Below are 21,661 nucleotides of genomic sequence, written 5' to 3'. Positions count from 1 at the left end.
TCTTCCCGCCGGAAGTCGCGGTGTTACCCTTCAAAAGCCCACCCCAAGGAGCCCCACACCGTGCATGCCATCAGTTTCATTCAGGATCTGGCAGTGATCATGTTGATCGCGGGTGTGGTGACCGTGCTCTTTCATCGTCTCAAACAACCGGTGGTGCTCGGTTATATCGTCGCCGGTTTCATCATCGGCCCGCACACGCCGCCCTTCGGCCTGATCCACGACGAAGAAACCATCAAGACCCTCGCCGAGCTCGGGGTGATTTTCCTGATGTTCTGCCTGGGGCTGGAGTTCAGCCTGCGAAAGCTGTTCAAGGTCGGCGCCACGGCGTTTATCGCGGCCTTTCTGGAAATCGTGCTGATGATCTGGATCGGCTACGAAATCGGCCGCTGGTTCGACTGGAGTACCATGGACTCGCTGTTCCTCGGCGCGATCCTGGCGATTTCCTCGACCACCATCATCGTCAAGGCGCTCAACGACCTGAAGATGAAGAACGAGCGTTTTGCACAGCTGATCTTCGGCGTACTGATCGTCGAAGACATCCTTGGCATCGGCATCATCGCCTTGCTGTCGAGCATCGCGGTCAGCGGCACAGTCAGTTCCGGCGAGGTCTTTTCCACGGTCGGCAAGCTTTCACTGTTCATGATTGTCGCACTGGTCATCGGTATTCTGCTGGTGCCGCGACTACTGGCCTATGTGGCGAAATTCGAAAGCAACGAGATGTTGCTGATCACCGTGCTGGGCCTGTGTTTCGGCTTTTGCCTGCTGGTGGTCAGACTTGAATACAGCATGGTCCTCGGCGCGTTCCTGATCGGCGCGATCATGGCCGAATCGCGGCAACTGCTGAAAATCGAGCAGTTGATCGAGCCGGTTCGCGACCTGTTCAGTGCCATCTTCTTCGTCGCCATCGGCCTGATGCTCGACCCAATGATCCTGCTGCAATACGCCTGGCCGATTGCGGTAATCACTGTGGCCGTGGTGTTGGGCAAGATGCTGTCCTGCGGTCTTGGCGCGTTTATCGCCGGCAATGACGGACGCACCTCACTGCGCGTGGGGATGGGGCTTTCCCAGATTGGCGAATTTTCTTTCATCATCGCGGCGTTGGGCATGACGCTGCAGGTCACCAGCAACTTTCTCTATCCGGTGGCTGTGGCCGTCTCGGTGATCACCACGCTGCTGACGCCGTATCTGATCCGCGCAGCCGATCCGCTGTCGCTCAAGCTTGCCGTGGTGATGCCGCAGCGTCTGGGCCGTGTGCTGGGGATGTATGGCGAATGGCTGCGCAGCATCCAGCCTCAAGGTGAGGGCGCGCTGTTGGCATCGATGATTCGACGGATTCTGTTGCAGGTAGGGGTCAATCTGGCGCTGGTGGTTGCGATCTTTTTATCGGGCGCCTTCTTCGCCGAGCGCATGTCCGTTTACCTGCAGGGCTGGATCAGCGATCCGAGCTGGCAGAAGGCGTTGATCTGGGGTGGGGCGTTGCTGCTGTCATTGCCGTTCCTGATCGCCGCCTATCGCAAACTCAAGGCGCTGTCGATGCTGCTGGCAGAGATGGGGGTGAAGCCCGAGATGGCCGGCCGCCACACTCAGCGAGTGCGTCGGGTGATCGCCGAAGTGATCCCGATCCTCTCGCTATTGGTGATTTTCCTGCTGCTGGCAGCCTTGTCGGCCAGTATTCTGCCGACCAACAAGTTGCTGGTGCTGATCGTCGTAGTCGCGGCCGCCGTGGTGGCACTGCTCTGGCGTTGGTTCATCCGTGTGCATACACGGATGCAGGTGGCCTTGCTGGAAACCCTGGACAATCACAAGGATGCATCAGGCCACTGACGTTGCGCGTCTGTAGCTGCTGCCGAAGGCTGCGTTCGGCTGCGTAGCAGCCGCAAGTCAGGCGCTGAGGTGATTCAGGTTAACCGAGTGTCAGGGTTTACGACTGCTTCGCAGCCGAACGCAGGCTGCGCCAGCTGCTACAAAGTCGGGGTTAGGGCGGATCAGCTTTCCAGCCAGACGTCCCGCGCCCAGTGCCACACCGATTCCCAGGTTTCTTCGGCGATCAGCTCTTCTTCGGCCAACCACAGCACCACGGTGCCATCTTCTTCGACCAGGTAGTAATTGTCACCGTCCTGGCAGATCGGAATCATGCTGCGATCGACGCCAGCATCCCAGGCGTTGGCGGCAACGTCCGGCAGGTAGGTGTGGGATTGCGGGTCGGTGACGGTCACCGGCTCCAGGCTGCCGTAGACCACGTCGCTGACGGTCAGCAGGAACTCTCTGAAGACAAACGGGATGTCGATGAACAGTTGCTCTTCGATTTCCACAATCTGATCTTCGTCTGGCAACTCCAAGGGGACCGGTACCGGTTCGTTGGCTTCACGCAGTTGTTCGATGATTTCTTCCACGTCCGGGATCCTCTTGCTTGATGGCGCGGTTTAGTTGGGGCGGTTTATACAGTAGCTCGCTATAGATGCAACCGCGAAATAGAAAACCCCGGCCGAGGCCGGGGTTTTATTACAACAGTTGAAACGCGGGAAGTGATCAGCCGTTCTGGCGGATACCGGCCACCAGCCAAGGCTGGTTTTCGCCCTGTGGACGTTCCATGTTCCAGCTTTCGCTGAACACTTCGCCCTGGTCGAAACGCGAGGTTTTCGACACGCCGCTGAAGGTCAGGGTGGCGATGGTCTTGTCCGCACGGTCATCAACGCCGTCCAGTTGTACCTGAAGGTTATCGATGTAAGTCGACTGGAAACCGTCGCCCAGATCGGCACGTTCACGCTTGAGGAACTCCAGCAGTTGCGGGGTCACGAACTCGGCGATCTTGTCCATTTCGTTGGCGTCCCAGTGCTGCTGCAGGGACTGGAAGTGGTTGCGGGCGGCTTCGACGAAGCGCTCTTCGTTGAACCAGGCTGGCGCATTGATCGCAGGGCGCGCGGCAGCAGGTGCAGCCGAACCGCCGAAGATCGACCCCATGGCTGGTTTCTGCTCGAACACTTCACGTTGCATCGGCGCGCCGGCCGGAGCCAGGTGCTCCTGCTGCTTGCGACGACGAGCGGCGATAAAGCGGAAGACCAGGAAGGCGATGACCGCCATGATCAGGATGTCGAAGATCTGCATGCCCTGGAAGCCGCCGCCCATGAACATGGAGGCCAGCAGGCCACCGGCTGCGATACCGGCCAGAGGGCCGAGCCAGCGCGAAGCACCGCCGGCTTTGGCGGCAGCGCCAGCAGCACCGGCAGTGGCGGCTGCACCGCCCACGCCAGGAGAAGAAGGGGCCATTTGGCTGGTCTGGTGAGTCGGCGCAGCGCCGGAGCTCTTGCCGCCACCAAAGCGCTTGGCGTTGGCGTCCAGGCTCATCGTCAGGCCGATGCACAACGCCATGGCGATGCTAAGAAAACGTTTCATAAAGGGAATTCCCATTTGTGGATGGCACGCGCGCCATGTTGCACAGCTGAAGTGTTACTGGCTAGCGGCAGAGTGTTTCGGGCTTTTGCCTGACAGGTTGTGTTCAGGTTCAGTCAGCGCAATGAGGCCTGTTAACTTTGGTCTGTAGGACGAGTGGATGAGTTCTGTAGGAAAAGCGACCAGCGCCACTACGCGATCAAACCGTGGGAGCGAGCCTGCTCGCGATAGTCGCACCGCGGAACAACAGAAACACCGCGTCATCGTTCATCGCGAGCAGGCTCGCTCCCACAGAAATGCGCCCTGACGGTCGCCTTTAAACGGCTTCCAGCTTGGCGTAACCCAGCATCAACCACTTGCTGCCTTCGCTGAAGTTCACCTGCACCCGCGCCTGAGCGCCGGCGCCTTCGAAATTCAGGATCACACCGTCGCCGAACACCGAGTGCCGCACCGTCTGGCCGAGGCTGAACCCGGTGTCCGGGATCTCGCTGCCGCCGAACAGGCTGCTGGAGCTCTGCTGCTGGCCGCCACCGAACGGACGACTGACGCTGTTGGACAGCCGCACTTCCTGGATCAGGCCTTTCGGCACTTCACGTACGAAACGCGACACCTTGTTGTAGGTCTCGCTGCCATACAGGCGTCTGGTTTCAGCATAAGTCAGCACCAGATTCTGCATCGCCCGGGTGATACCGACGTAGGCCAGGCGGCGTTCCTCTTCAAGACGGCCGGGTTCTTCCAGGCTCATCTTGTGCGGAAACAGGCCTTCTTCCATGCCCACCAGGAACACGTAAGGGAATTCCAGGCCCTTGGCGCTGTGCAGGGTCATCAACTGGATGCTGTCTTCGTGCTCGTCGGCCTGGGTATCTCCGGCCTCCAGGGAGGCGTGACCGAGGAACGCCGCCAATGGCGACTGCTCTTCGTCCTCTTCCGGGTTTTCGAAGTTGCGCGCGGCGCTGACCAGCTCCTCAAGGTTTTCTACACGGGCCTGGCCTTTCTCGCCTTTTTCCGCCTGGTGGTAGGCGATCAGTCCCGACTGCTCGATGACGGTCTGGGTCATCAGGTGCAGCGGCATTTCCAGGCACTTGGCGGCAAGGTTCTCGATCAGCTCCATAAACGCCCCAAGAGCGCCGGCAGCGCGGCCAGTCAGGCCTTTATTGGCCACCAGCTGACGCATGGCTTCCCACATCGACACCTCGCTGTGGCGCGCATGATCGCGGATGGCTTCGACGGTTTTCTCGCCGATGCCACGGGCCGGAACGTTGATCACCCGCTCCAGGGCCGCATCGTTGCCACGGCCTTCCAGCAATCGCAGGTACGCCATGGCGTTCTTGATTTCTGCCCGTTCGAAGAAGCGCTGACCGCCATAGATGCGGTACGGAATGCGCTCGCGCAGCAAGGCTTCTTCCAAAACGCGTGATTGGGCGTTGGAGCGGTACAAAATCGCGATATCGCTGCGGGCCAAGCCGGTTTTCAGCGCGCTTTCAATGGTTTCAACCACGTAGCGTGCTTCATCGTGTTCGTTGAACGCGGCGTATAGATTGATTGCTTCGCCTTCGCCGCCATCGGTCCACAACTCTTTGCCCATGCGCCCGGTGTTGTTGGCGATCAGGGCGTTGGCGGCCTTGAGAATCCCGGCGGTGGAGCGGTAGTTCTGCTCCAGACGAATGATCTGGGCATCCGGGAAGTCGTCGGAATACTGATAAATGTTCTCGATTTTCGCGCCGCGCCAGCCGTAGATCGACTGATCGTCGTCACCGACCACCATCAGGCTGTCGCCGCCCTTGGCCAGCAGACGCAACCAGGCGTACTGCACGGCGTTGGTGTCCTGGAACTCGTCCACCAGAATGTGCCGGAAGCGCTTCTGATAATGGGCGAGCAGGCCCGGGTGGTCGCGCCACAGATCGAGGGCGCGTAGCAGCAGTTCGGAGAAGTCGATGACGCCGGCGCGCAGGCACGCGGCCTCGTAGGCTTCATAAATGCTGCGCATGGTCGCCAGGAACAGATCGCCGCTGGCTTGAATATGTTGCGGACGCAGACCTTCGTCTTTCTGCCCGTTGATGAACCACTGGGCCTGACGGGCCGGCCAGCGTTGCTCGTCCAGGCCCAGTTCGCGGATCACCCGCTTGACCAGCCGTTGCTGGTCGTCGCTGTCGAGAATCTGGAAGGTCTGGCTCAGCCCGGCTTCCTGCCAGTGCGCCCGCAGCAAGCGGTGCGCTAGGCCGTGGAAGGTGCCGACCCACATGCCGGCCGGGTTGATACCCATCAGCTGCTCGATGCGATGACGCATCTCGGCAGCGGCCTTGTTGGTGAAGGTCACCGACAGAATGGAGTGGGGCGAGGCGTTCTCGACCTGGATTAACCAGGCGATACGGTGCACCAGCACTCGGGTTTTACCGGAGCCAGCACCGGCCAGGACCAACTGACGACCCACGGAGGCAGCTACGGCCTGGCGTTGGGCATCGTTGAGGGAGTTCAGCAGAAGGGAGAGATCATCGCGCATCGGGGCATTCTAGGGTGCGCCGTCACACCGGGCAAACCGAGCTTTGCATTAGCCGATGAAAGAAGCACCGATGACGACCGGTCGGTCACTGGCTGCAGGCGTGGGCGGCCGATATTTTTGTCTATATTTATGACCTGGACCAGTTTGGTCCGGGCATTTGCTTGTGTATGCTCCGTTCACAACTCGAGCTCACATGCTCACTATAAGAACAAGAACATTGCCTATGACCCTCAGCTCCGACCTGTCGGGCCCCTCTGTGGAGCCCCGGGTTATCCGCAAACAATACGCCATGGAGATGGCGGTCGAACGCACGCGTCTGCTGTACCAGGGCTCGCTATTGCCGACGCTGTTCATGCTGATCAACGGTCTGGTGTGTGCCGGGTTGCTCTGGAGCCCGCAGCGTTACTTCGTGGTCAGCGTCTGGCTGATCTGGTTGTTGTCGCTGGTGGCATTGCGAGTGATTCAGGTCGCGGCCTTCGATTCGGCGATTCCCAACCGTCAGGCCCATCCGATCTGGCGTCGTATGTTCCTGCTCGGTTCGGCCATGACCGGCCTGACCCTGGCCGGTGCCGGCATCGCGTTGGTGCCCGTTGATAATTTCATGCAGCAGGCCTGGGTGTTCGGCCTGATCGGCGCCGCAGCCCTCTCGGCCAGTGTCGCTTATGCCGTCAGCCTGCCGGCTTTTCTGTCCTTTACCTTGCCCTGTCTGTTGCCGGCCATCGGCTATCTGTTCTGGGGCGGCGATGAACAGGAGCAGGGCTGGGGCTGGTTCGGGCTGATTTTGCTGGGCTCATTGAGCGTGGTCGCCTGGCAGGTCAATCGCCTGATCGATCAGGGGTTGCTGCGACGCTTTCAAAATCAGGCACTGATCGAGCACTTGCAGCAGGCCCAAAGTCGCAGCGACCAGCTCAACCACGAGCTGGCCAAGGAAATCGACCAGCGCCGCCGTGCCGAAGACGAATTGCGCGAAACCCAGGTCGACCTCGAAAACCGAGTCGCCCAACGCAGCCTGGAGCTGGACGCGGCCAACCAGGCCTTGAGCAAGAGCGAGGCACGGCTGGCGCTAGCGTTGAAGGCGAGCGAACTCGGGTTGTGGGACTGGAACCTGCAGACTGACGAAGTCCATCACACCCAGCTCCAGGAGTTGTTCGGGCTGGAACCGGAATACGTGACGGCGATGCTCCGCCACCTCAAACCGAGGCTGCACCCCGACGACTTGCCATCGCTGAGGCGGGCGCTGGTCGAGCATTTGAAGGGCCGCACCGAGGATTATCAGATCGAGTACCGGGTGCGACATGGCGATGGCCATTGGGTCTGGATCGAGGACCGGGGTCGAGCGGTCGAGCGAAGCGAAAACGGCCGAGTGATCCGCATGGTCGGCACCCGCCGCGATATCAGCGCCAGCAAGGGCCTGGAAGAACAGCGCCAACTGGCGGCGACGGTGTTCGAGGCCGCCAGCGAAGGCATTGTGATTTTGGACCCGAATTACGCGTTGATTGCCGTCAATCAGGCCTTCAGTCGGGTGACGGGTTACGACATCGAAGACATGCTCGGGCGCAACGTGGTCGAGTTGCCGTGCAGTCGCGACGCTCGGAGGCATTACGCGGCAATTCGTCAGGCGCTGGAACAGCAGGGCAGCTGGCAGGGCGAGCTGGTCGAAACCCGCAAGAATGGCGAATTGTATCCGCAATGGCTGCAACTGAATGCCGTGCGCGATACGCGGGGAAATGTGAGTCATATCGTCGGTTTCTTCGCCGATCTGTCCGCTCGGCGTGAGTCAGAAGAACGTATGCGCTACCTCGCCCATTACGATGAACTCACGGGGCTGGCCAACCGTTCGTTATTCCGCGAACGGCTGCACGAGGCTCATCAACGGGGGCGCCAGGGCGGTCGTCGCAGTCTGGCGTTACTGCACATCAATCTGGACCGTTTCAAGCTGCTCAACGATAGCCTCGGCCATGAAATTGCCGATGAGTTGTTACAGAAAATGGCCCGACGGTTGGTCAATGCGCTGCCAGAAGCAGACACCATTGCCCGATTGTCCGGCGATGAATTTGCAGTGCTGTTCGATGCCTACGGCAGCCTGTCGAGCCTGGCACGGGTGGCGACCCGCTTGTCGACCAAGCTGCGATTGCCAATCACCGTCGAGGGTCATGAATTGGTGGTGAGCGTGTCGATGGGCATCAGCCTGTTGCCGGACACCGCACGGGAGATTTCCGCGCTGGTCAGTCAGTCGAACATGGCCATGCAGCATGCCAAACACTTGGGCGGCAATAATTTCCAGTTCTATACCGATAGCTTGCAAGCCAGCACGCTCGAGCGTTTGCAGCTCGAGAACCAGCTGCGCAAAGCCATCGAAGAAAAGCAGCTTAAGGTGTTTTATCAACCCAAACTCTGCCTCGCCACCGGCCGGCTGAATGCCGCCGAGGCGTTGGTACGCTGGAATCACCCGACCCTGGGCCAGGTGCCACCGGGGGATTTCATCGGTCTGGCCGAGGAAACCGGGCTGATCGGCGCCATCGGTGAGTTCGTTTTGCGTCAAGCCTGTTGGCAAGCGTGCGAGTGGCAGCGTCAGGGGCTGGAGCCGATTCGGGTGTCGGTCAACCTGTCGGTGCATCAGCTGCGTCAGGGAAAACTGGTCAGTCTGGTGCGCCAGGTGCTGGAGGAAACAGGTCTGGCGCCGCACTACCTCGAGCTGGAACTCACTGAAAGCCAGTTGCTGGATAGTGTCGAGCACATCATTGCGACCTTCCAGCAGTTGCGTGACCTAGGGGTAAAACTGGCGATCGACGACTTTGGTACCGGTTATTCGTCTCTGAGCTACCTCAAACGCATTCCCGTGGACTACGTGAAGATCGATCAGGCGTTTATCCGTGGTCTGGGGGAGAGCAGTGAAGACGCGGCGATCACCCGCGCAATCATCGCCATGGCGCATGGCTTGTCGTTGAAAGTGGTGGCCGAAGGCGTCGAACGTCAGGAGCAACTGGAGTTTCTGCGCGCCGAAGGTTGCGATGAGGTGCAGGGCTATCTGATCAGTCGGCCGGTTGATGCAGACGGCTTAGGCTGGTTATTACGTGAGCAAGATGCTGAATGAGAGCTTTGCTGAGTCAGCAGATAGAGTGCTGACTCAGCAGGAGAGGATTTGCTAAGCAAATCGTCTAATCCACCATGAAATGTATGATTCAAGCTGGTTGTTTGACCATGATATGTACTTCAGTCCTTGGTAATTAGGTGAGTGCTGGATGCTTATTGCGTTCGTTCTATTTTCCGGATATAGCTCGAATACGGATTCTGGCTTTTTAGGTGTGTAAACTATTGAAGATAAACGGCCGTTAATGAATCGAAACTGAGCGATCCCACCGCTAGGATCTCCACTGATTTTATAGTTATTTATTTCAAATATTTGATAGTCAAATCTTGCTTTAAATGGGCCTCTGCTTTGCTTGGAGTTCTCTAAGAGAACGGGAGTGTAACCTTCAATCTCAAGGTTGCTCACTATCTGTTGAGTGAGGCTGCAACTGTGAATATTGTTTACTAGCAATGGCGATTCTTTTTGGCAAATTTGGTCCACGTCTGCGGGATAGTAATATTTTGCTGCTATGACAGCGAAGAAACAGACCAAAAATAAGATTGTTGAGGTGGTTGTTAGTTTTGAATTTATATGTTTAATAATATGCGCCATGCGACGTTGCCTCCATAATCAGGGCATTGTTCTCAAGAAGAGTCATACAGCTTTTTGGGCAGTCATCAGGACTTTTGCTATCTTTGGCTGCACATAATCCAGCTTGGTTGTTCCAGTCATCCATAGCCCTTTCGTATTTGTTTTGTCCGAAATTCGATACTTCATGTGCCCACCCGGCAAGTCTGCTTGTTGATTCTCCCCAGTTTGATGCTGCAATCATGCACGATGCGACACAGTGTCTGTAAGCGTCCTGAGGTCCGTTATATTCTCCCGGTAGCTCGCTTCTTTTCGCGATGTTCTCGGCTTTTGAAGACCATTCAAACACAGATTCCAATCCAAACGGATCAACAAATTTCAACGGATTACCGTTCACATACCCATATGTATTCATTCCGCCCTTTAGCCCAGTTGGGTCGCTCTCCAAATAGCGTCCTATCTCCGGGTCATAATTTCTGAAGTAATTGTAGTGCAACCCAGTTTCAGCATCGTAGTACTGACCGGGGAAACGGAGGTTTAGAGTCAAATAACCACTGGTTTTCTCCAAACCAAAAGCGTCAGATTTCCATTCCCATACAATTTCCTGAACGGCGTTCGTTACGATGCGGGGTGTGTTGAGGTGGTCGCTATGAATGTAGAATGGATTGCTATTAGTCAATGCACCTGCCGAATCATAATTAATACTCACACCGCCCAATGGCAGGCCATCAAGCCAGAAATAGTATTGACTTTCGAGCTTCTTGCCTTCGCTATTGAACATCGTTTCGCCTAGCAGTTGACCATCAGGTCCATAGAGAAATTTTGTAACGCCTTGTGGGGTAATTTTCTGGGTGCGTTGACCTAGAGCGTTGTAGCGAAACTGAGCCCGGATCATCCCATCAATCTTCACGCTGCTCAGGCGATTCTGTTGGTCGTATGAGAATTGGCGATTGACGCGGTCTTTGATTAGATTGCCTGCCGCATCGGTGCTCACCAAATGGTCGTCAATCTGGATCAAGCGATTGTTACTGGCGCCATACTGGTAGGTCGTGACTGCACTGTCTTGCACCTTGCCGTCGACCTGAGGAGTGAGAGTTTTGTTGGTGCGGTTACCCACCGCGTCATAAGTGAAGGTTTGGTGTCGGGTGGCATTTGCTTCTTCTGTCAGGCGATCGAGCGGGTCATAGCTGTAATTCAATTCACCGACCGAGTTGCTTTGTACTTTGGTGATGTTTCCGATGGCATCGTAGGCATAGGTATTACTCCAGCCAGCGACGGTTTGTGCAGTTAGCCGATAGTCCAGATCGTAGGTACGTTGAAGCGTAGTCCCATTGTTCCAGGCCAGGCTTTTGAGTGGACCGAAAGGTAGATAGGCAATGTCGCGGACGAAAGTAGTCGGTTCACCTGCGTCACGCCGGATTTGCACTTGGCTGACCTGCCCAGCGGAGTTGCGGAGGTAGTGAATGCTGAACCCGGTCGGGTAGTCGATCCGACTGAGTCGATTTGCTCCATCGTATCCAAAACCCAGTTTTTCCAGCTGGGTTGCTCCATCCGTTCTCGGTGTATGCAGTTGGTCTGTGCGGTTGCCTTGCGCGTCGTAGGTGTAACTCAGGACGCCATTTATGTCTTCCACTGCTGTCAGTCGGCCGATACCTTTGTTGCCCTTGGTAATCGAGTCGTAGTAGAAACGAACATCAAGCGTTGGGTTTGCCGGATAGCGACGACTAATCAATCGATTGAGAGCATCGTACGCAAAGGAGGTGACTACCCCTCGAGCATCCGTTTTTTCTGTGATGTTGCCGGCTGCGTCGTATTTGTATTTGCTGGTGCCGCTATCGGGACTGTCTAGCTGAGTCAGGTTACCCAAGCCATCGAAGTGGTATTGGGTACTCACTCCGCGTGCGTCGCGGACGTGGGTGAGGTTGTCCTGAGCGTCGTACTCAAACTGAGAGGTGCCGTTTAATGGATCGGTGCTCTTTATCAAACGATTGAGCGGGTCGTAGGCGCTGCTATAGCTAGAGTCGCGAGGGGTGACGGTAGTTATGGGATTGCCATTAAGGTCGTATTGCAGATGACTCGCTTGGCCACTAGCTCCTACCGAATCAAGTAACCGCCCCAGTTCGTCATACACCCATCGATGCTGTTTCGTTAGCTCTCCCGCATTATCCTTCAAGCGTACTACTGTTTGGTTACCCATTGGATCGAGTTCAAGTTCCGCTTGCTCCGTTAGGTTGTTCGTAATTCGAACTAATCGTCTTGCGTCGTCCCAAGTGTAAGCAAGCCAGCTACCATCGCCTTGGGTCAGTCTGGTTATGTCCCCGGTAGCGTTGTAATCGAATTGTGTTGTGCTGTCTCCTACGCTGACAGACGATAACCATCCTTGAGGCATATAAGTCAGTGAGGTTACAACGCCATTGGGATCAACAATCGTCTGAGGATTCCCTATGTAATCGTAGTTTGACATCTCGATGGTATGCCCAAGTGCGTTAATAATACGCATCAGGTTGCTATTTGAATCATATTCGTAGCGGGTGATATCGCTTACATCGGTTCTTGGCCCATCCGAAGATTCGAGAAAACCAGTGGCATTGTAAGTGAATGACCATCCGCGCTCTGGGGCTTGCCAGAGTGGGACGGTAATGAGAGTGCCGCCGATTGCAAACGCCAGAAGGCCTACTCTTAATAACAGTGTATTCATGCTCAGATCCTTCTGAATCAATGTGTTTTAATTGTCTGGCTGAGTTTTCGTCCTTCAGCGTCATAGGTGTATTGAATTGACCGGTTTGGTTGTGTGATACGCAAGGGAAGTGGCAGTGTGGTGTGCCACTCTGTAGTAATGGTTCTTGATTCAGCCGTTCCACTTGCGTCAATGCGTGAAGTTTCTAGGCCACGATCATTATGGGTGTAAAGCGTGGTAATTCCTTTGTTATCAGTTTGCGAGGCCAGAAAACCGCGCTCGTCGTAAGTAAGTGTCGAATTACTTTTTGGACAATTAGCGGTCGGCTCGCCGATAATCGAAGTGATGTGTTTGATGCCTTGAAAGTAGCCAAACTTATAGGTTGTGCTTTTGCCCAACGCATTGGATACAGTGGTTGTATCGTCAGAATGGTATTGGATAGTCGTTTTCTCAGCACCTTGTGCGTGCTCGCTTGAGATGGCGCGGCCATGAGGGTCATATTTCCAGGTGGCGTAGCGTATTCCTCGCTCATCGATAATTCCTGTCAGAAGTCTGCTGTCATTATTGTCCTCATATAGATATTTTTTGGTTTGAGAGCTTCCTTGGAATACGCTAGTCATTGAGATTAATTGTTTGTATTTGTTGTAGTAGTAAATGATCTCTGTGTTTTTCGTTATAACCTTTAGTGGTTGTTTTTTTATGTCCTCGGTAAGTTCCAGGATATTTCCATTTCTATCGGTAATTTTGATGTGGTTGTCGGTGTAGATGATTGAGTACTTTATGTCGCGATTTTCGAACTCAAGCAATCTTCCCGTTGAGTCAAATTTAGCCGTGCTGTTATCGCCTGATAAGAAAATCCAAATACTTGAGTTTTTCGATATTGTCCCTGTTGCAGGATATCTAGCTACATAAGTAGCTTCTTTTTTGTCAAAAAAAGATCTTTCGCCGTTTGCATGGGCTAATGTTATTTTGTTGTCATCAATAAATATTCTGTCGGAATAGGAATGGGTCCAAAGTCCACTGGCGCTGTTATAGTGTTTTATAAAATTTAATTTGTTTTTGGCTGCTGTTGTCGAAGGGGGGAGGTCTTGTTCTGATTGGATTTTATACCCGGTCGTAAAGTTGATCGGATTTCCAACTGTTTGTGAGACGCAGATGTTTTTGTCAGTGCCTTGTGTTTCGCATTGTCCATTCAGAGGATTGAATATTTTATTTTGTGCGCATGAGTTTCCGTATCTATGAATGGAAAGTGGGATTATGTCTTCATCTGGATCAGGGCCATAAAGAAAATTACATGTCCATTGGTTTTCAAGGGAGGTTGGTGTCGCAGTGTTATACTCATACTCTCCATATTCAGTATCTTTATGAAGCGACCGGCATGCCAGTTCTGGGGAGGAATGCTTCTTCTGAGGTTCTGCCCAATCATAGGCCTCGGGTTGAATATGCCAATAGTATTCCTCTGCTAAAGTTTCGAGAGATAAAGTAAAGAGGAGCAGCGACGTATATGATGCTAGAAACTTTGATGGCATTGAAAATCCTTATGGAGTGTTTGTTATGTTTAATCTCTTGGATTCTCGTGCCTAAAGTGGCGTTAAATACGGTACATATATATTGCATTTGTAAAATTGTGCGTCGCGTGCCTGGCCAGCATTGGGCTCGGGGGCTCGGGAGAGAGGGAGAGAGGGAGGGGGAGAGGTGCGGGCTTGTCAGCAGCTTCCACGACACGGGTTCGCGCAGACCTCGGCCGTAGGGCTACATGCAGCGCGCGTGTCTGAATTGGCGGGATCTTGTTACGCATTGAGCAGGCAAAAAGCCAATTCATGTAGTATAACTACAAGCGTGCTACATCCCCGGCACCTGCCAATAACAAAGAGTCCGCCCCTTTGAATCTGCTGCAACACATCGCCCAGTCACGCCACCTGTTACGCAAGTCGGAGCTCAAGGTCGCCGACCACGTGCTGCTTGACCCTGCGGCGGTGATGCACAGTTCCATGGCCGACCTGGCCCACAGTGTGGGCATCAGCGAGCCGACCATCGTGCGGTTTTGCCGCGCCATCGGTTGCTCCGGGTTTCAGGATTTGAAACTGAAACTGGCGCAGAGCCTGGCGGCCGGCGCGAGTTTCGGGCAGTTCGCGATCCATGAAGACGATTCGGTTGCCGATTACAGCCTGAAAATCTTCGACACCACCCTGCATACGCTGATGGAGGTTCGCGAGAAACTCGATCCGGTGGCGTTGCAGAAAGCCGTGACGGCGATGTCCCAGGCCCAGCGTGTCGAGTTCTACGGCTTCGGTGCCTCCGGTGCGGTAGCGGCGGATGCCCAGCACAAGTTCTTCCGTTTGCTGCTGACCGCCGCGGCGTATTCCGACCCGCACATGCAGGCGATGTCGGCGGTCACCCTGAAGCCAACCGACGTGGCGATCTGTATTTCTCAGTCGGGGCGTTCCAAAGATCTGTTGATCACGGCCAACCTGGTGCGCGAAAGCGGTGCCTCGCTGATCACCCTGTGCCCGAGCCAGACACCGTTGGCCGAGTTGTCGACCGTCAACCTGGCGATCGATGTGCACGAAGACACCGAAATCTACACGCCGCTGACGTCGCGTATCGCCCATCTGGTGGTGATCGATGTGCTGGCGATGGGCGTCGCCATGGCCCGCGGTCCGAGCCTGGTCAATCACCTGAAAAGCGTCAAGCGCAGCCTTCGCAGCTTGCGACTGTCGCCCAAGTCAGTAAAAGCCCTCGACGATTGATTCGTCGTTTGGCGTGAAATAGTCGGAAGGTCGTTCCGACCTTTTCGCGGGCAAGCCCGCTCCCACAAGGATCGGCTGTGTTGCACAGAATGAGCGAACACCTCCGGCCCCTGTGGGAGAGGGCTTACCCGGAAGGCGCCCTCAAAAACACCCCTGTCATCTGCCAATGTTCACACCTCTGTAACCCTCCCGCCGCCAAACCGTCATCCCTCGCGCCTATCTTGAAACTCCCGTACTCGCCTTGGGAGACTCGAAATGGCCCAGCCCTACGAAGAACGCAACAGCGCTGTCAAAACCCGTCGTCAGCAAGAAGACCAGCGCCGCATGGAATTTCGTCGCGCGATCGAAGATCGCTGCGAACGCCGCCAGCTTCTGGCCGAAATCGGCGAATTTCCTGACGGTCTGGAACTCAATTACTGGCAGGCAGCTCCCGCAACTTCCCGTCGAAACGCTCAACCAGGGCGCTGATTTGCATACGCTCGCTGCGGATAAACGCAAGGAATGCGTGCGCCACGGGTGACAGCCGTTTGGCTTTGGCTTGCACCAGGCACCAGCTACGGAACAGCGGCAGTTCTTCTACCGGCAACTCGATCAGTCCGCCCGTTGCCAACTCAAGGTTCAGGGCATGGCGCGTCAACAGCGCCAAGCCCAGACCCGCGAGCACACATTCACGCTGGGCTTCGGCCGATGAGACCTCCTGGGTCTGGTTGAAGTGCACGCGCTTTTCTTTGAAATACTCTTCGCAGGCCAGTCGCGTACCGGAGCCGGATTCGCGTAATAGCAGCGTGTAGGGCTCCAGATCCTGCAAGCGCAGTGGGCCCATGTGGCACAGCGGATGATCCGGCGGTGCTACGGCGACAATCGGGTTGTTGAGAAATGGCAAGAACTCCAGCCCCATGTCCTGCGGCACCATGGACATGATCACCAGGTCGTCGCGGTTGTCGGAGAGGCGCCGGATCACTTGCCCACGGTTGACCACCGTCAGTTGCAGATTCACCTCCGGGTGCTGGCGCTTGAAGGCCGCAAACAGGTGCGGTACGAAATACTTGGCGCTGGATTCCACCGCCAGTTTCAGTTGGCCCTGCAATGAGCCTTGCATGTCCGACAGCTGCATATCGAGGTTTTCCAGGCGCCCGAAAATGTCCCGGCTGGCGCGCTGGAGTGCTTCGGCCGCCTCGGTCATGTAGAGTTTTTTGCCGACGTAATCGAACAAGGGTTGGCCGATCAGCTCTTCGAGCTGACGAATCTGTAGGCTCACGGCAGGTTGTGTGAGAGACATTTCATCAGCTGCGCGGCTGTAGGACCTTAGGTCGCACACCTCATTGAAGATTTGCAATTGACGCAATGTCATACGCATCAATGACTTACGCATTTTCTATAAATCCTGAGCGAAGGCTGATGCCTCAACTATAAGTCTTTGCTTATGCATGACCCAATAATTATTCATTTTTGTTAATCCCTTGCGAAGGCTAGTGTGGAGCTGCGACTGAATTGAAACATTTGGTCACGCGTCGACCTGGTTTGACAGGTCGTGGGTACCACCGGCTCAAGGGAACCTCCAAGTGATAAAAAAAATCCTGATCGCCAACCGTGGTGAGATTGCCGTACGAATCGTGCGCGCTTGCGCCGAGATGGGCATCCGCTCGGTCGCGATCTATTCCGACGCCGACCGTCATGCCTTGCATGTGAAGCGTGCGGACGAGGCCCACAGCATCGGTGCCGAGCCACTGGCCGGTTACCTGAACCCGCGCAAGCTGGTGAACCTGGCCGTGGAAACCGGTTGCGATGCGTTGCACCCCGGCTACGGCTTCCTTTCGGAAAATGCCGAGCTGGCGGACATCTGTGCTGAACGCGGGATCAAATTCATTGGTCCATCGGCTGAAGTGATTCGCCGCATGGGCGACAAGACCGAAGCGCGCCGCAGCATGATCAAGGCTGGCGTACCGGTCACCCCAGGTACCGAAGGCAACGTGTCGGGCATCGAAGAAGCCCTGAGCGAAGGCGACCGCATCGGTTACCCGGTGATGCTCAAGGCCACGTCCGGTGGCGGCGGCCGCGGTATTCGTCGTTGCAACAGCCGCGAAGAACTCGAACAAGCCTTTCCGCGAGTGATTTCCGAAGCCACCAAGGCGTTCGGTTCGGCGGAAGTGTTCCTGGAAAAATGCATCGTCAATCCGAAACACATCGAAGCGCAGATCCTCGGTGACAGCTTCGGTAACGTCGTGCACCTGTTCGAGCGTGACTGCTCGATCCAGCGTCGCAACCAGAAGCTGATCGAGATTGCTCCGAGCCCGCAACTGACCCCGGAGCAGCGTGCCTACATCGGCGACCTGTCGGTGCGTGCGGCCAAGGCCGTGGGTTACGAGAACGCCGGCACCGTGGAGTTCCTGCTCGCCGAGGGCGAGGTGTACTTCATGGAGATGAACACCCGGGTGCAGGTGGAACACACCATCACCGAAGAAATCACCGGCATCGACATCGTGCGCGAGCAGATCCGCATCGCCTCCGGCCTGCCGCTCTCGGTGAAACAGGAAGACATCCAGCACCGCGGTTTCGCGTTGCAATTCCGGATCAACGCCGAAGACCCGAAAAACAACTTCCTGCCGAGCTTCGGCAAGATCACCCGTTACTACGCACCCGGTGGTCCTGGTGTGCGCACCGATACGGCGATCTATACCGGTTACACCATTCCACCGTTCTACGATTCCATGTGCCTGAAACTGGTGGTCTGGGCGCTGACCTGGGAAGAGGCGATGGACCGTGGCTTGCGAGCTCTGGACGACATGCGTCTGCAAGGGGTCAAGACCACCGCCGCGTACTACCAGGAAATCCTGCGTAATCCGGAATTTCGTAGCGGCCAGTTCAACACCAGCTTCGTTGAAAGCCACCCTGAACTGACCAACTACTCGATCAAGCGCAAACCCGAAGAGCTGGCCCTGGCCATCGCCGCCGCCATCGCCGCCCACGCAGGCCTGTGAGGAAAAGAACAATGAGCAAGCAAATCCACGTTACCGACACAATCCTGCGCGACGCCCACCAATCGCTGCTCGCCACCCGCATGCGCACCGAAGACATGCTGCCGATCTGCGACAAGCTCGACAAAGTCGGCTACTGGTCGCTGGAATGCTGGGGCGGCGCGACCTTCGACGCCTGCGTACGCTTCCTGAAAGAAGACCCGTGGGAGCGTCTGCGCCAACTGCGCGCGGCTTTGCCTAACACGCGTCTGCAAATGCTCCTGCGTGGCCAGAACCTGCTGGGCTACCGCCACTACAGCGACGACGTGGTCAAAGCCTTCGTCGCCAAGGCTGCGGTCAACGGCATCGACGTGTTCCGCATTTTCGATGCGATGAACGACGTGCGTAACCTGCGGGTGGCCATCGAAGCGGTGAAAGCTGCCGGTAAACACGCCCAAGGCACCATCGCTTACACCACCAGCCCGGTACACACCATCGAGGCTTTCGTGGCGCAAGCCAAGCAAATGGAAGCCATGGGTTGCGACTCGGTGGCGATCAAGGACATGGCTGGCCTGCTGACCCCATACGCCACTGGCGAGCTGGTCAAGGCGCTGAAAGCCGAGCAATCGCTGCCGGTGTTCATCCATTCCCATGACACCGCTGGCCTGGCTGCAATGTGCCAACTCAAGGCCATCGAAAACGGCGCCGACCATATCGACACCGCGATCTCCAGCTTCGCCTGGGGCACCAGCCACCCGGGCACCGAATCGATGGTCGCCGCCCTTAAAGGCAGCGAGTTCGACACGGGTTTGAACCTGGAGCTGCTGCAAGAGATCGGCCTGTACTTCTACGCCGTGCGCAAGAAGTACCACCAGTTCGAAAGCGAATTCACTGCCGTCGACACTCGCGTTCAAGTCAACCAGGTTCCGGGCGGGATGATTTCCAACCTGGCCAACCAGTTGAAAGAGCAGGGCGCCCTGAACCGCATGAGCGAAGTGCTGGCGGAGATCCCTCGCGTTCGTGAAGACCTCGGCTTCCCGCCGCTGGTGACCCCGACCTCGCAAATCGTCGGCACCCAGGCGTTCTTCAATGTGCTGGCTGGCGAGCGCTACAAGACCATCACCAACGAGGTGAAGCTCTACCTGCAAGGCGGCTACGGCAAGGCGCCGGGTACGGTGAATGAAAAGCTGCGTCGCCAAGCCATTGGCAGCGAAGAGGTGATCGACGTCCGTCCAGCCGATCTGCTCAAACCGGAAATGACCAAGCTGCGTGCCGAAATCGGCGCCGTGGCCAAGTCTGAAGAAGACGTGCTGACCTACGCCATGTTCCCGGACATCGGCCGCAAGTTCCTCGAAGAACGTGCTGCCGGCACCCTGGCCCCAGAAGTGCTGCTACCGATTCCGGAAGCCGGCGGCGTGACTTCGGCGGGTGGCGAAGGCGTGCCGACCGAGTTCGTCATCGACGTTCACGGTGAAACCTACCGCGTCGACATCACCGGTGTGGGCGTCAAAGCGGAAGGCAAGCGCCACTTCTACCTGTCCATCGACGGCATGCCGGAAGAAGTGGTGTTCGAACCGCTCAACGAATTCGTCAGCGGCGGCAGCAGCAAGCGCAAGCAAGCCACTGCACCGGGCCACGTCAGCACCACCATGCCAGGCAACATCGTCGATGTGCTGGTCAAGGAAGGCGACACCGTGAAAGCCGGCCAAGCCGTGCTGATCACCGAAGCGATGAAGATGGAAACCGAAGTCCAATCGGCCATCGCCGGCAAAGTCACCGCTATTCACGTGGTCAAGGGCGACCGGGTGAACCCGGGCGAGATCCTGATCGAGATCGAAGGCTGAGTTAACAGCCTCGATATACCGCTTTAAACCTCGGGGGGGCATGTGCTCCCCTTTTTTTTCGCCCGGCCACTTTGGTGAGGCTCCGCAGATCCAATGTGGGAGCGGGCTTGCTCGCGAAAACGGTGTGACGTTCAGCATCCATATTGACTGACACTCCGCATTCGCGAGCAAGCCCGCTCCCACAAGGTGCTGTGCTGAATCAGTGAGGGGGAGGCGAGTTCATCAGAACGCTATCCGCCATTGTCCCATCACGCCATGACTGCGGCTGTCAGTGCCAATCTCCCCAGTGACGCCCACACCCAGCGTGTGGTTGGCCGAGAGCCCCAGGTCGAGCCCGGCATCAAGCGACAGGCTGTCGCGATCAAACGCTGCCCCGGCGATGTCGAAACGTTTCCCGCCCTTGGCCAGCTGTTGGCGCGTTTCGCTGTCGAGCTCGCCGTAGATGTGTTTCCAGCCGGCGCTGAATCGCGGTGTCAGTCGCATGCCGTTGTCCAATGTGTTCAGCTTTGCCGCGCGCAGGCCGAAGGTGCTGCTGAAGTTGTCCTGGGTCTGCCCATAGACTTTCAGCGCAGCATCCCCACCTTTTTCGGTGTGGTTGTTACGCTGGTAGCGTTGATAACCGACGCTGGCGAATGGCTCGACCATCACCTTGTTGCGGCCCAGATTGAAGCCCGCTTCGGCGAAGGCCTGCTGGGTGTTGGCGTCATAGCTGCCTTTGAGGCGGTCGTTGAATCCGTTGAATGCGACCCGACGTTTGCTGCTGCCTTCATGGCTGGCGTAGGTAGCACCGAGACGCAGCGCCAATGGGCCGTCCTGGCGCATCGCATAAGCCCCCAGGTGCCAACTGTCGAGATCGCCGTCGAATTGCCGGGCATCGAGTTTCGTCTGTGATTTTCCGCCTATCACCCCGACTTGCCATTGCTCGTCGAGCCGCCAGTCGGCGCCCAGAACGAGGCCTTGGGTGGAATGTTTCAGAGTGCTGGCGAAATCACTCTCGACTTTGCCGCCATTGCCCAATGCCTGAAGCCAGACGCGGCTGCGGCTCTCACTGTCAGCGGCAAGGCGTGGAGTTTTGTCGGAGAAAGTGCCCGTGCCGTTAGTCAGCTGGCGCATGGCTGAGAGCATGCTGGCACTGACGGGGCTGACACTGCTTAAAGTGGCTTTTGCGAGGTTGGCGTTGCTACCGGCGGCCAATTGTTCAATGGCGACGGAGGCATTGGCCTTGTCGCTGACCACCAGCGCGCTGACGGCGGGGTTGGCGATCACGGTTTTGGGGGTGTCCACACTGCGGGCCAGGGCCTGCCCGCTGTCAGAGGTGGCAACCGTCTCGAGCGGCACGTCGTTGCGGGTCAGCGCCACTTGAGTGTCACTATAGGAAGCCTGCGGCGTCATGAATGCCAGATCGCTGGTGGCCTCTTCAAGCACACTGCCAGTGGGGGCTACAGGCTTGGCGGTTTTTTTTCGGGTTTTGGTGGGCTTTGCGTCGGCATCGACTTGAGGCTCCAGTTGCTGGGCCAGGGAGAACTCTGCACAACCAACGGCAAGTGCAATGGCCAGGACAAGGTGTTGTGGTCGGTATTTTTGTTGAACGGGCATCGAGTACAGCCTCTTTTGACAGGAGGCCAAACTCTAAAAGGGAGGCTATAGGTGCCGATGTCAGTCGCTTCCGGCGGGCTTGCGGGGGGTGTCAGAAGGATGTGTCGAAAATTGCCGGCCGCTGGAGGGCGGCTGTTTTTAGCCATTCGTGCTGGACGCTTTTTCTTACAGCGAATCAAGACATGGGGGCTATCGTGCCGTAACAAAGCGCATCTACCGCACGTGAAAGAACAAAAGATCGCAGCCCTCGGCAGCTCCTTGGGTGTACGTCGACCCGAAGTAGGAGCTGCCG

13 protein-coding genes are annotated in these 21,661 nt (G+C 56.7%); 6 read left to right on the top strand and 7 right to left on the bottom strand.

Annotated elements, in window-relative coordinates:
* The first annotated feature begins 60 nt into the window (after positions 1-60).
* Positions 61-1,824 carry a cation:proton antiporter gene (locus QMK51_RS28450; RefSeq protein WP_320392744.1) on the top strand — a complete coding sequence of 588 codons (1,764 nt, stop codon included), beginning with the start codon at positions 61-63 and terminating at the stop codon, positions 1,822-1,824.
* A gap of 161 nt (positions 1,825-1,985) precedes the next feature.
* Here QMK51_RS28450 and QMK51_RS28445 read toward each other — a convergent pair whose 3' ends face one another.
* The 3 genes from QMK51_RS28445 to uvrD all read right to left on the bottom strand — a co-directional run bounded on the left by QMK51_RS28445 (position 1,986) and on the right by uvrD (position 5,890).
* Entirely contained in the window at positions 1,986-2,393 is a 408-nt protein-coding gene (locus QMK51_RS28445; protein ID WP_008007803.1) for an SMI1/KNR4 family protein, read from the bottom strand.
* Between the two features lie 136 nt (positions 2,394-2,529).
* Positions 2,530-3,393: a Tim44 domain-containing protein gene (locus tag QMK51_RS28440; RefSeq protein ID WP_320392743.1), complete on the bottom strand. Its 864-nt coding sequence runs from the start codon at positions 3,391-3,393 to the stop codon at positions 2,530-2,532.
* Between the two features lie 313 nt (positions 3,394-3,706).
* A complete protein-coding gene (uvrD, locus tag QMK51_RS28435) occupies positions 3,707-5,890 on the bottom strand; it encodes a DNA helicase II (RefSeq protein ID WP_320392742.1) in 2,184 nt (727 codons plus the stop codon).
* 223 nt (positions 5,891-6,113) lie between these two features.
* On the opposite strand from uvrD, the gene QMK51_RS28430 reads away from it, so the two are divergent.
* Positions 6,114-8,984, top strand: a complete 2,871-nt coding sequence (locus QMK51_RS28430) for an EAL domain-containing protein (RefSeq protein WP_320392741.1) — start codon at positions 6,114-6,116, stop codon at positions 8,982-8,984.
* Positions 8,985-9,555: 571 nt separating this feature from the next.
* Here QMK51_RS28430 and QMK51_RS28425 read toward each other — a convergent pair.
* Complete coding sequence (locus QMK51_RS28425) at positions 9,556-12,246, bottom strand: RHS repeat-associated core domain-containing protein (RefSeq protein ID WP_320392740.1); 2,691 nt, start codon at positions 12,244-12,246, stop codon at positions 9,556-9,558.
* A gap of 17 nt (positions 12,247-12,263) precedes the next feature.
* A complete protein-coding gene (locus tag QMK51_RS28420; RefSeq protein WP_320392739.1) occupies positions 12,264-13,754 on the bottom strand; it encodes a DUF6531 domain-containing protein in 1,491 nt (496 codons plus the stop codon).
* A gap of 354 nt (positions 13,755-14,108) precedes the next feature.
* Here QMK51_RS28420 and hexR point away from each other — a divergent pair, with 354 nt between their 5' ends.
* Complete coding sequence (hexR, locus tag QMK51_RS28415) at positions 14,109-14,975, top strand: transcriptional regulator HexR (RefSeq protein ID WP_003187110.1); 867 nt, start codon at positions 14,109-14,111, stop codon at positions 14,973-14,975.
* A 255-nt stretch (positions 14,976-15,230) separates the two neighbouring features.
* Positions 15,231-15,443, top strand: coding sequence for a PA3496 family putative envelope integrity protein (locus QMK51_RS28410; protein ID WP_223489242.1), 213 nt, complete (start codon positions 15,231-15,233; stop codon positions 15,441-15,443).
* Here the strand turns inward: QMK51_RS28410 and QMK51_RS28405 are convergent.
* Entirely contained in the window at positions 15,385-16,347 is a 963-nt protein-coding gene (locus QMK51_RS28405; protein ID WP_258698262.1) for a LysR family transcriptional regulator, read from the bottom strand. The genes QMK51_RS28410 and QMK51_RS28405 overlap by 59 nt on opposite strands.
* A 190-nt stretch (positions 16,348-16,537) precedes the next feature.
* Here QMK51_RS28405 and QMK51_RS28400 point away from each other — a divergent pair, with 190 nt between their 5' ends.
* Together QMK51_RS28400 and oadA are read left to right on the top strand one after the other, a co-directional pair.
* Positions 16,538-17,953, top strand: a complete 1,416-nt coding sequence (locus tag QMK51_RS28400) for an acetyl-CoA carboxylase biotin carboxylase subunit (protein WP_258698261.1) — start codon at positions 16,538-16,540, stop codon at positions 17,951-17,953.
* A gap of 11 nt (positions 17,954-17,964) precedes the next feature.
* On the top strand, positions 17,965-19,773 hold the full coding sequence (oadA, locus tag QMK51_RS28395; protein ID WP_258698260.1) for a sodium-extruding oxaloacetate decarboxylase subunit alpha: 1,809 nt from the start codon (positions 17,965-17,967) through the stop codon (positions 19,771-19,773).
* A 222-nt stretch (positions 19,774-19,995) separates the two neighbouring features.
* Here the strand turns inward: oadA and QMK51_RS28390 are convergent, their stop codons facing one another.
* Entirely contained in the window at positions 19,996-21,369 is a 1,374-nt protein-coding gene (locus QMK51_RS28390; protein WP_413817508.1) for an autotransporter domain-containing protein, read from the bottom strand.
* Between the last annotated feature and the right edge of the window lie 292 nt (positions 21,370-21,661).

The organism is Pseudomonas sp. P9_31 (genome assembly GCF_034008235.1).
Lineage (GTDB): Bacteria > Pseudomonadota > Gammaproteobacteria > Pseudomonadales > Pseudomonadaceae > Aquipseudomonas.
Note: the sequence above shows the minus strand (reverse complement) of the source record. Positions and strands in the feature narration are given on the sequence as shown.

Bases quoted from the DNA above. Each gene is read 5' to 3' on its own strand.
- QMK51_RS28440 (WP_320392743.1), bottom strand. From the start codon at position 3,393: ATGAAACGTTTTCTTAGCATCGCCATGGCGTTGTGCATCGGCCTGACG.
- uvrD (WP_320392742.1), bottom strand. From the start codon at position 5,890: ATGCGCGATGATCTCTCCCTTCTGCTGAACTCCCTCAACGATGCCCAA.
- QMK51_RS28430 (WP_320392741.1), top strand. From the start codon at position 6,114: ATGACCCTCAGCTCCGACCTGTCGGGCCCCTCTGTGGAGCCCCGGGTT.
- QMK51_RS28425 (WP_320392740.1), bottom strand. From the start codon at position 12,246: ATGAATACACTGTTATTAAGAGTAGGCCTTCTGGCGTTTGCAATCGGC.
- QMK51_RS28420 (WP_320392739.1), bottom strand. From the start codon at position 13,754: ATGCCATCAAAGTTTCTAGCATCATATACGTCGCTGCTCCTCTTTACT.
- QMK51_RS28410 (WP_223489242.1), top strand. From the start codon at position 15,231: ATGGCCCAGCCCTACGAAGAACGCAACAGCGCTGTCAAAACCCGTCGT.
- QMK51_RS28405 (WP_258698262.1), bottom strand. From the start codon at position 16,347: ATGCGTAAGTCATTGATGCGTATGACATTGCGTCAATTGCAAATCTTC.
- oadA (WP_258698260.1), top strand. From the start codon at position 17,965: ATGAGCAAGCAAATCCACGTTACCGACACAATCCTGCGCGACGCCCAC.
- QMK51_RS28390 (WP_413817508.1), bottom strand. From the start codon at position 21,369: ATGCCCGTTCAACAAAAATACCGACCACAACACCTTGTCCTGGCCATT.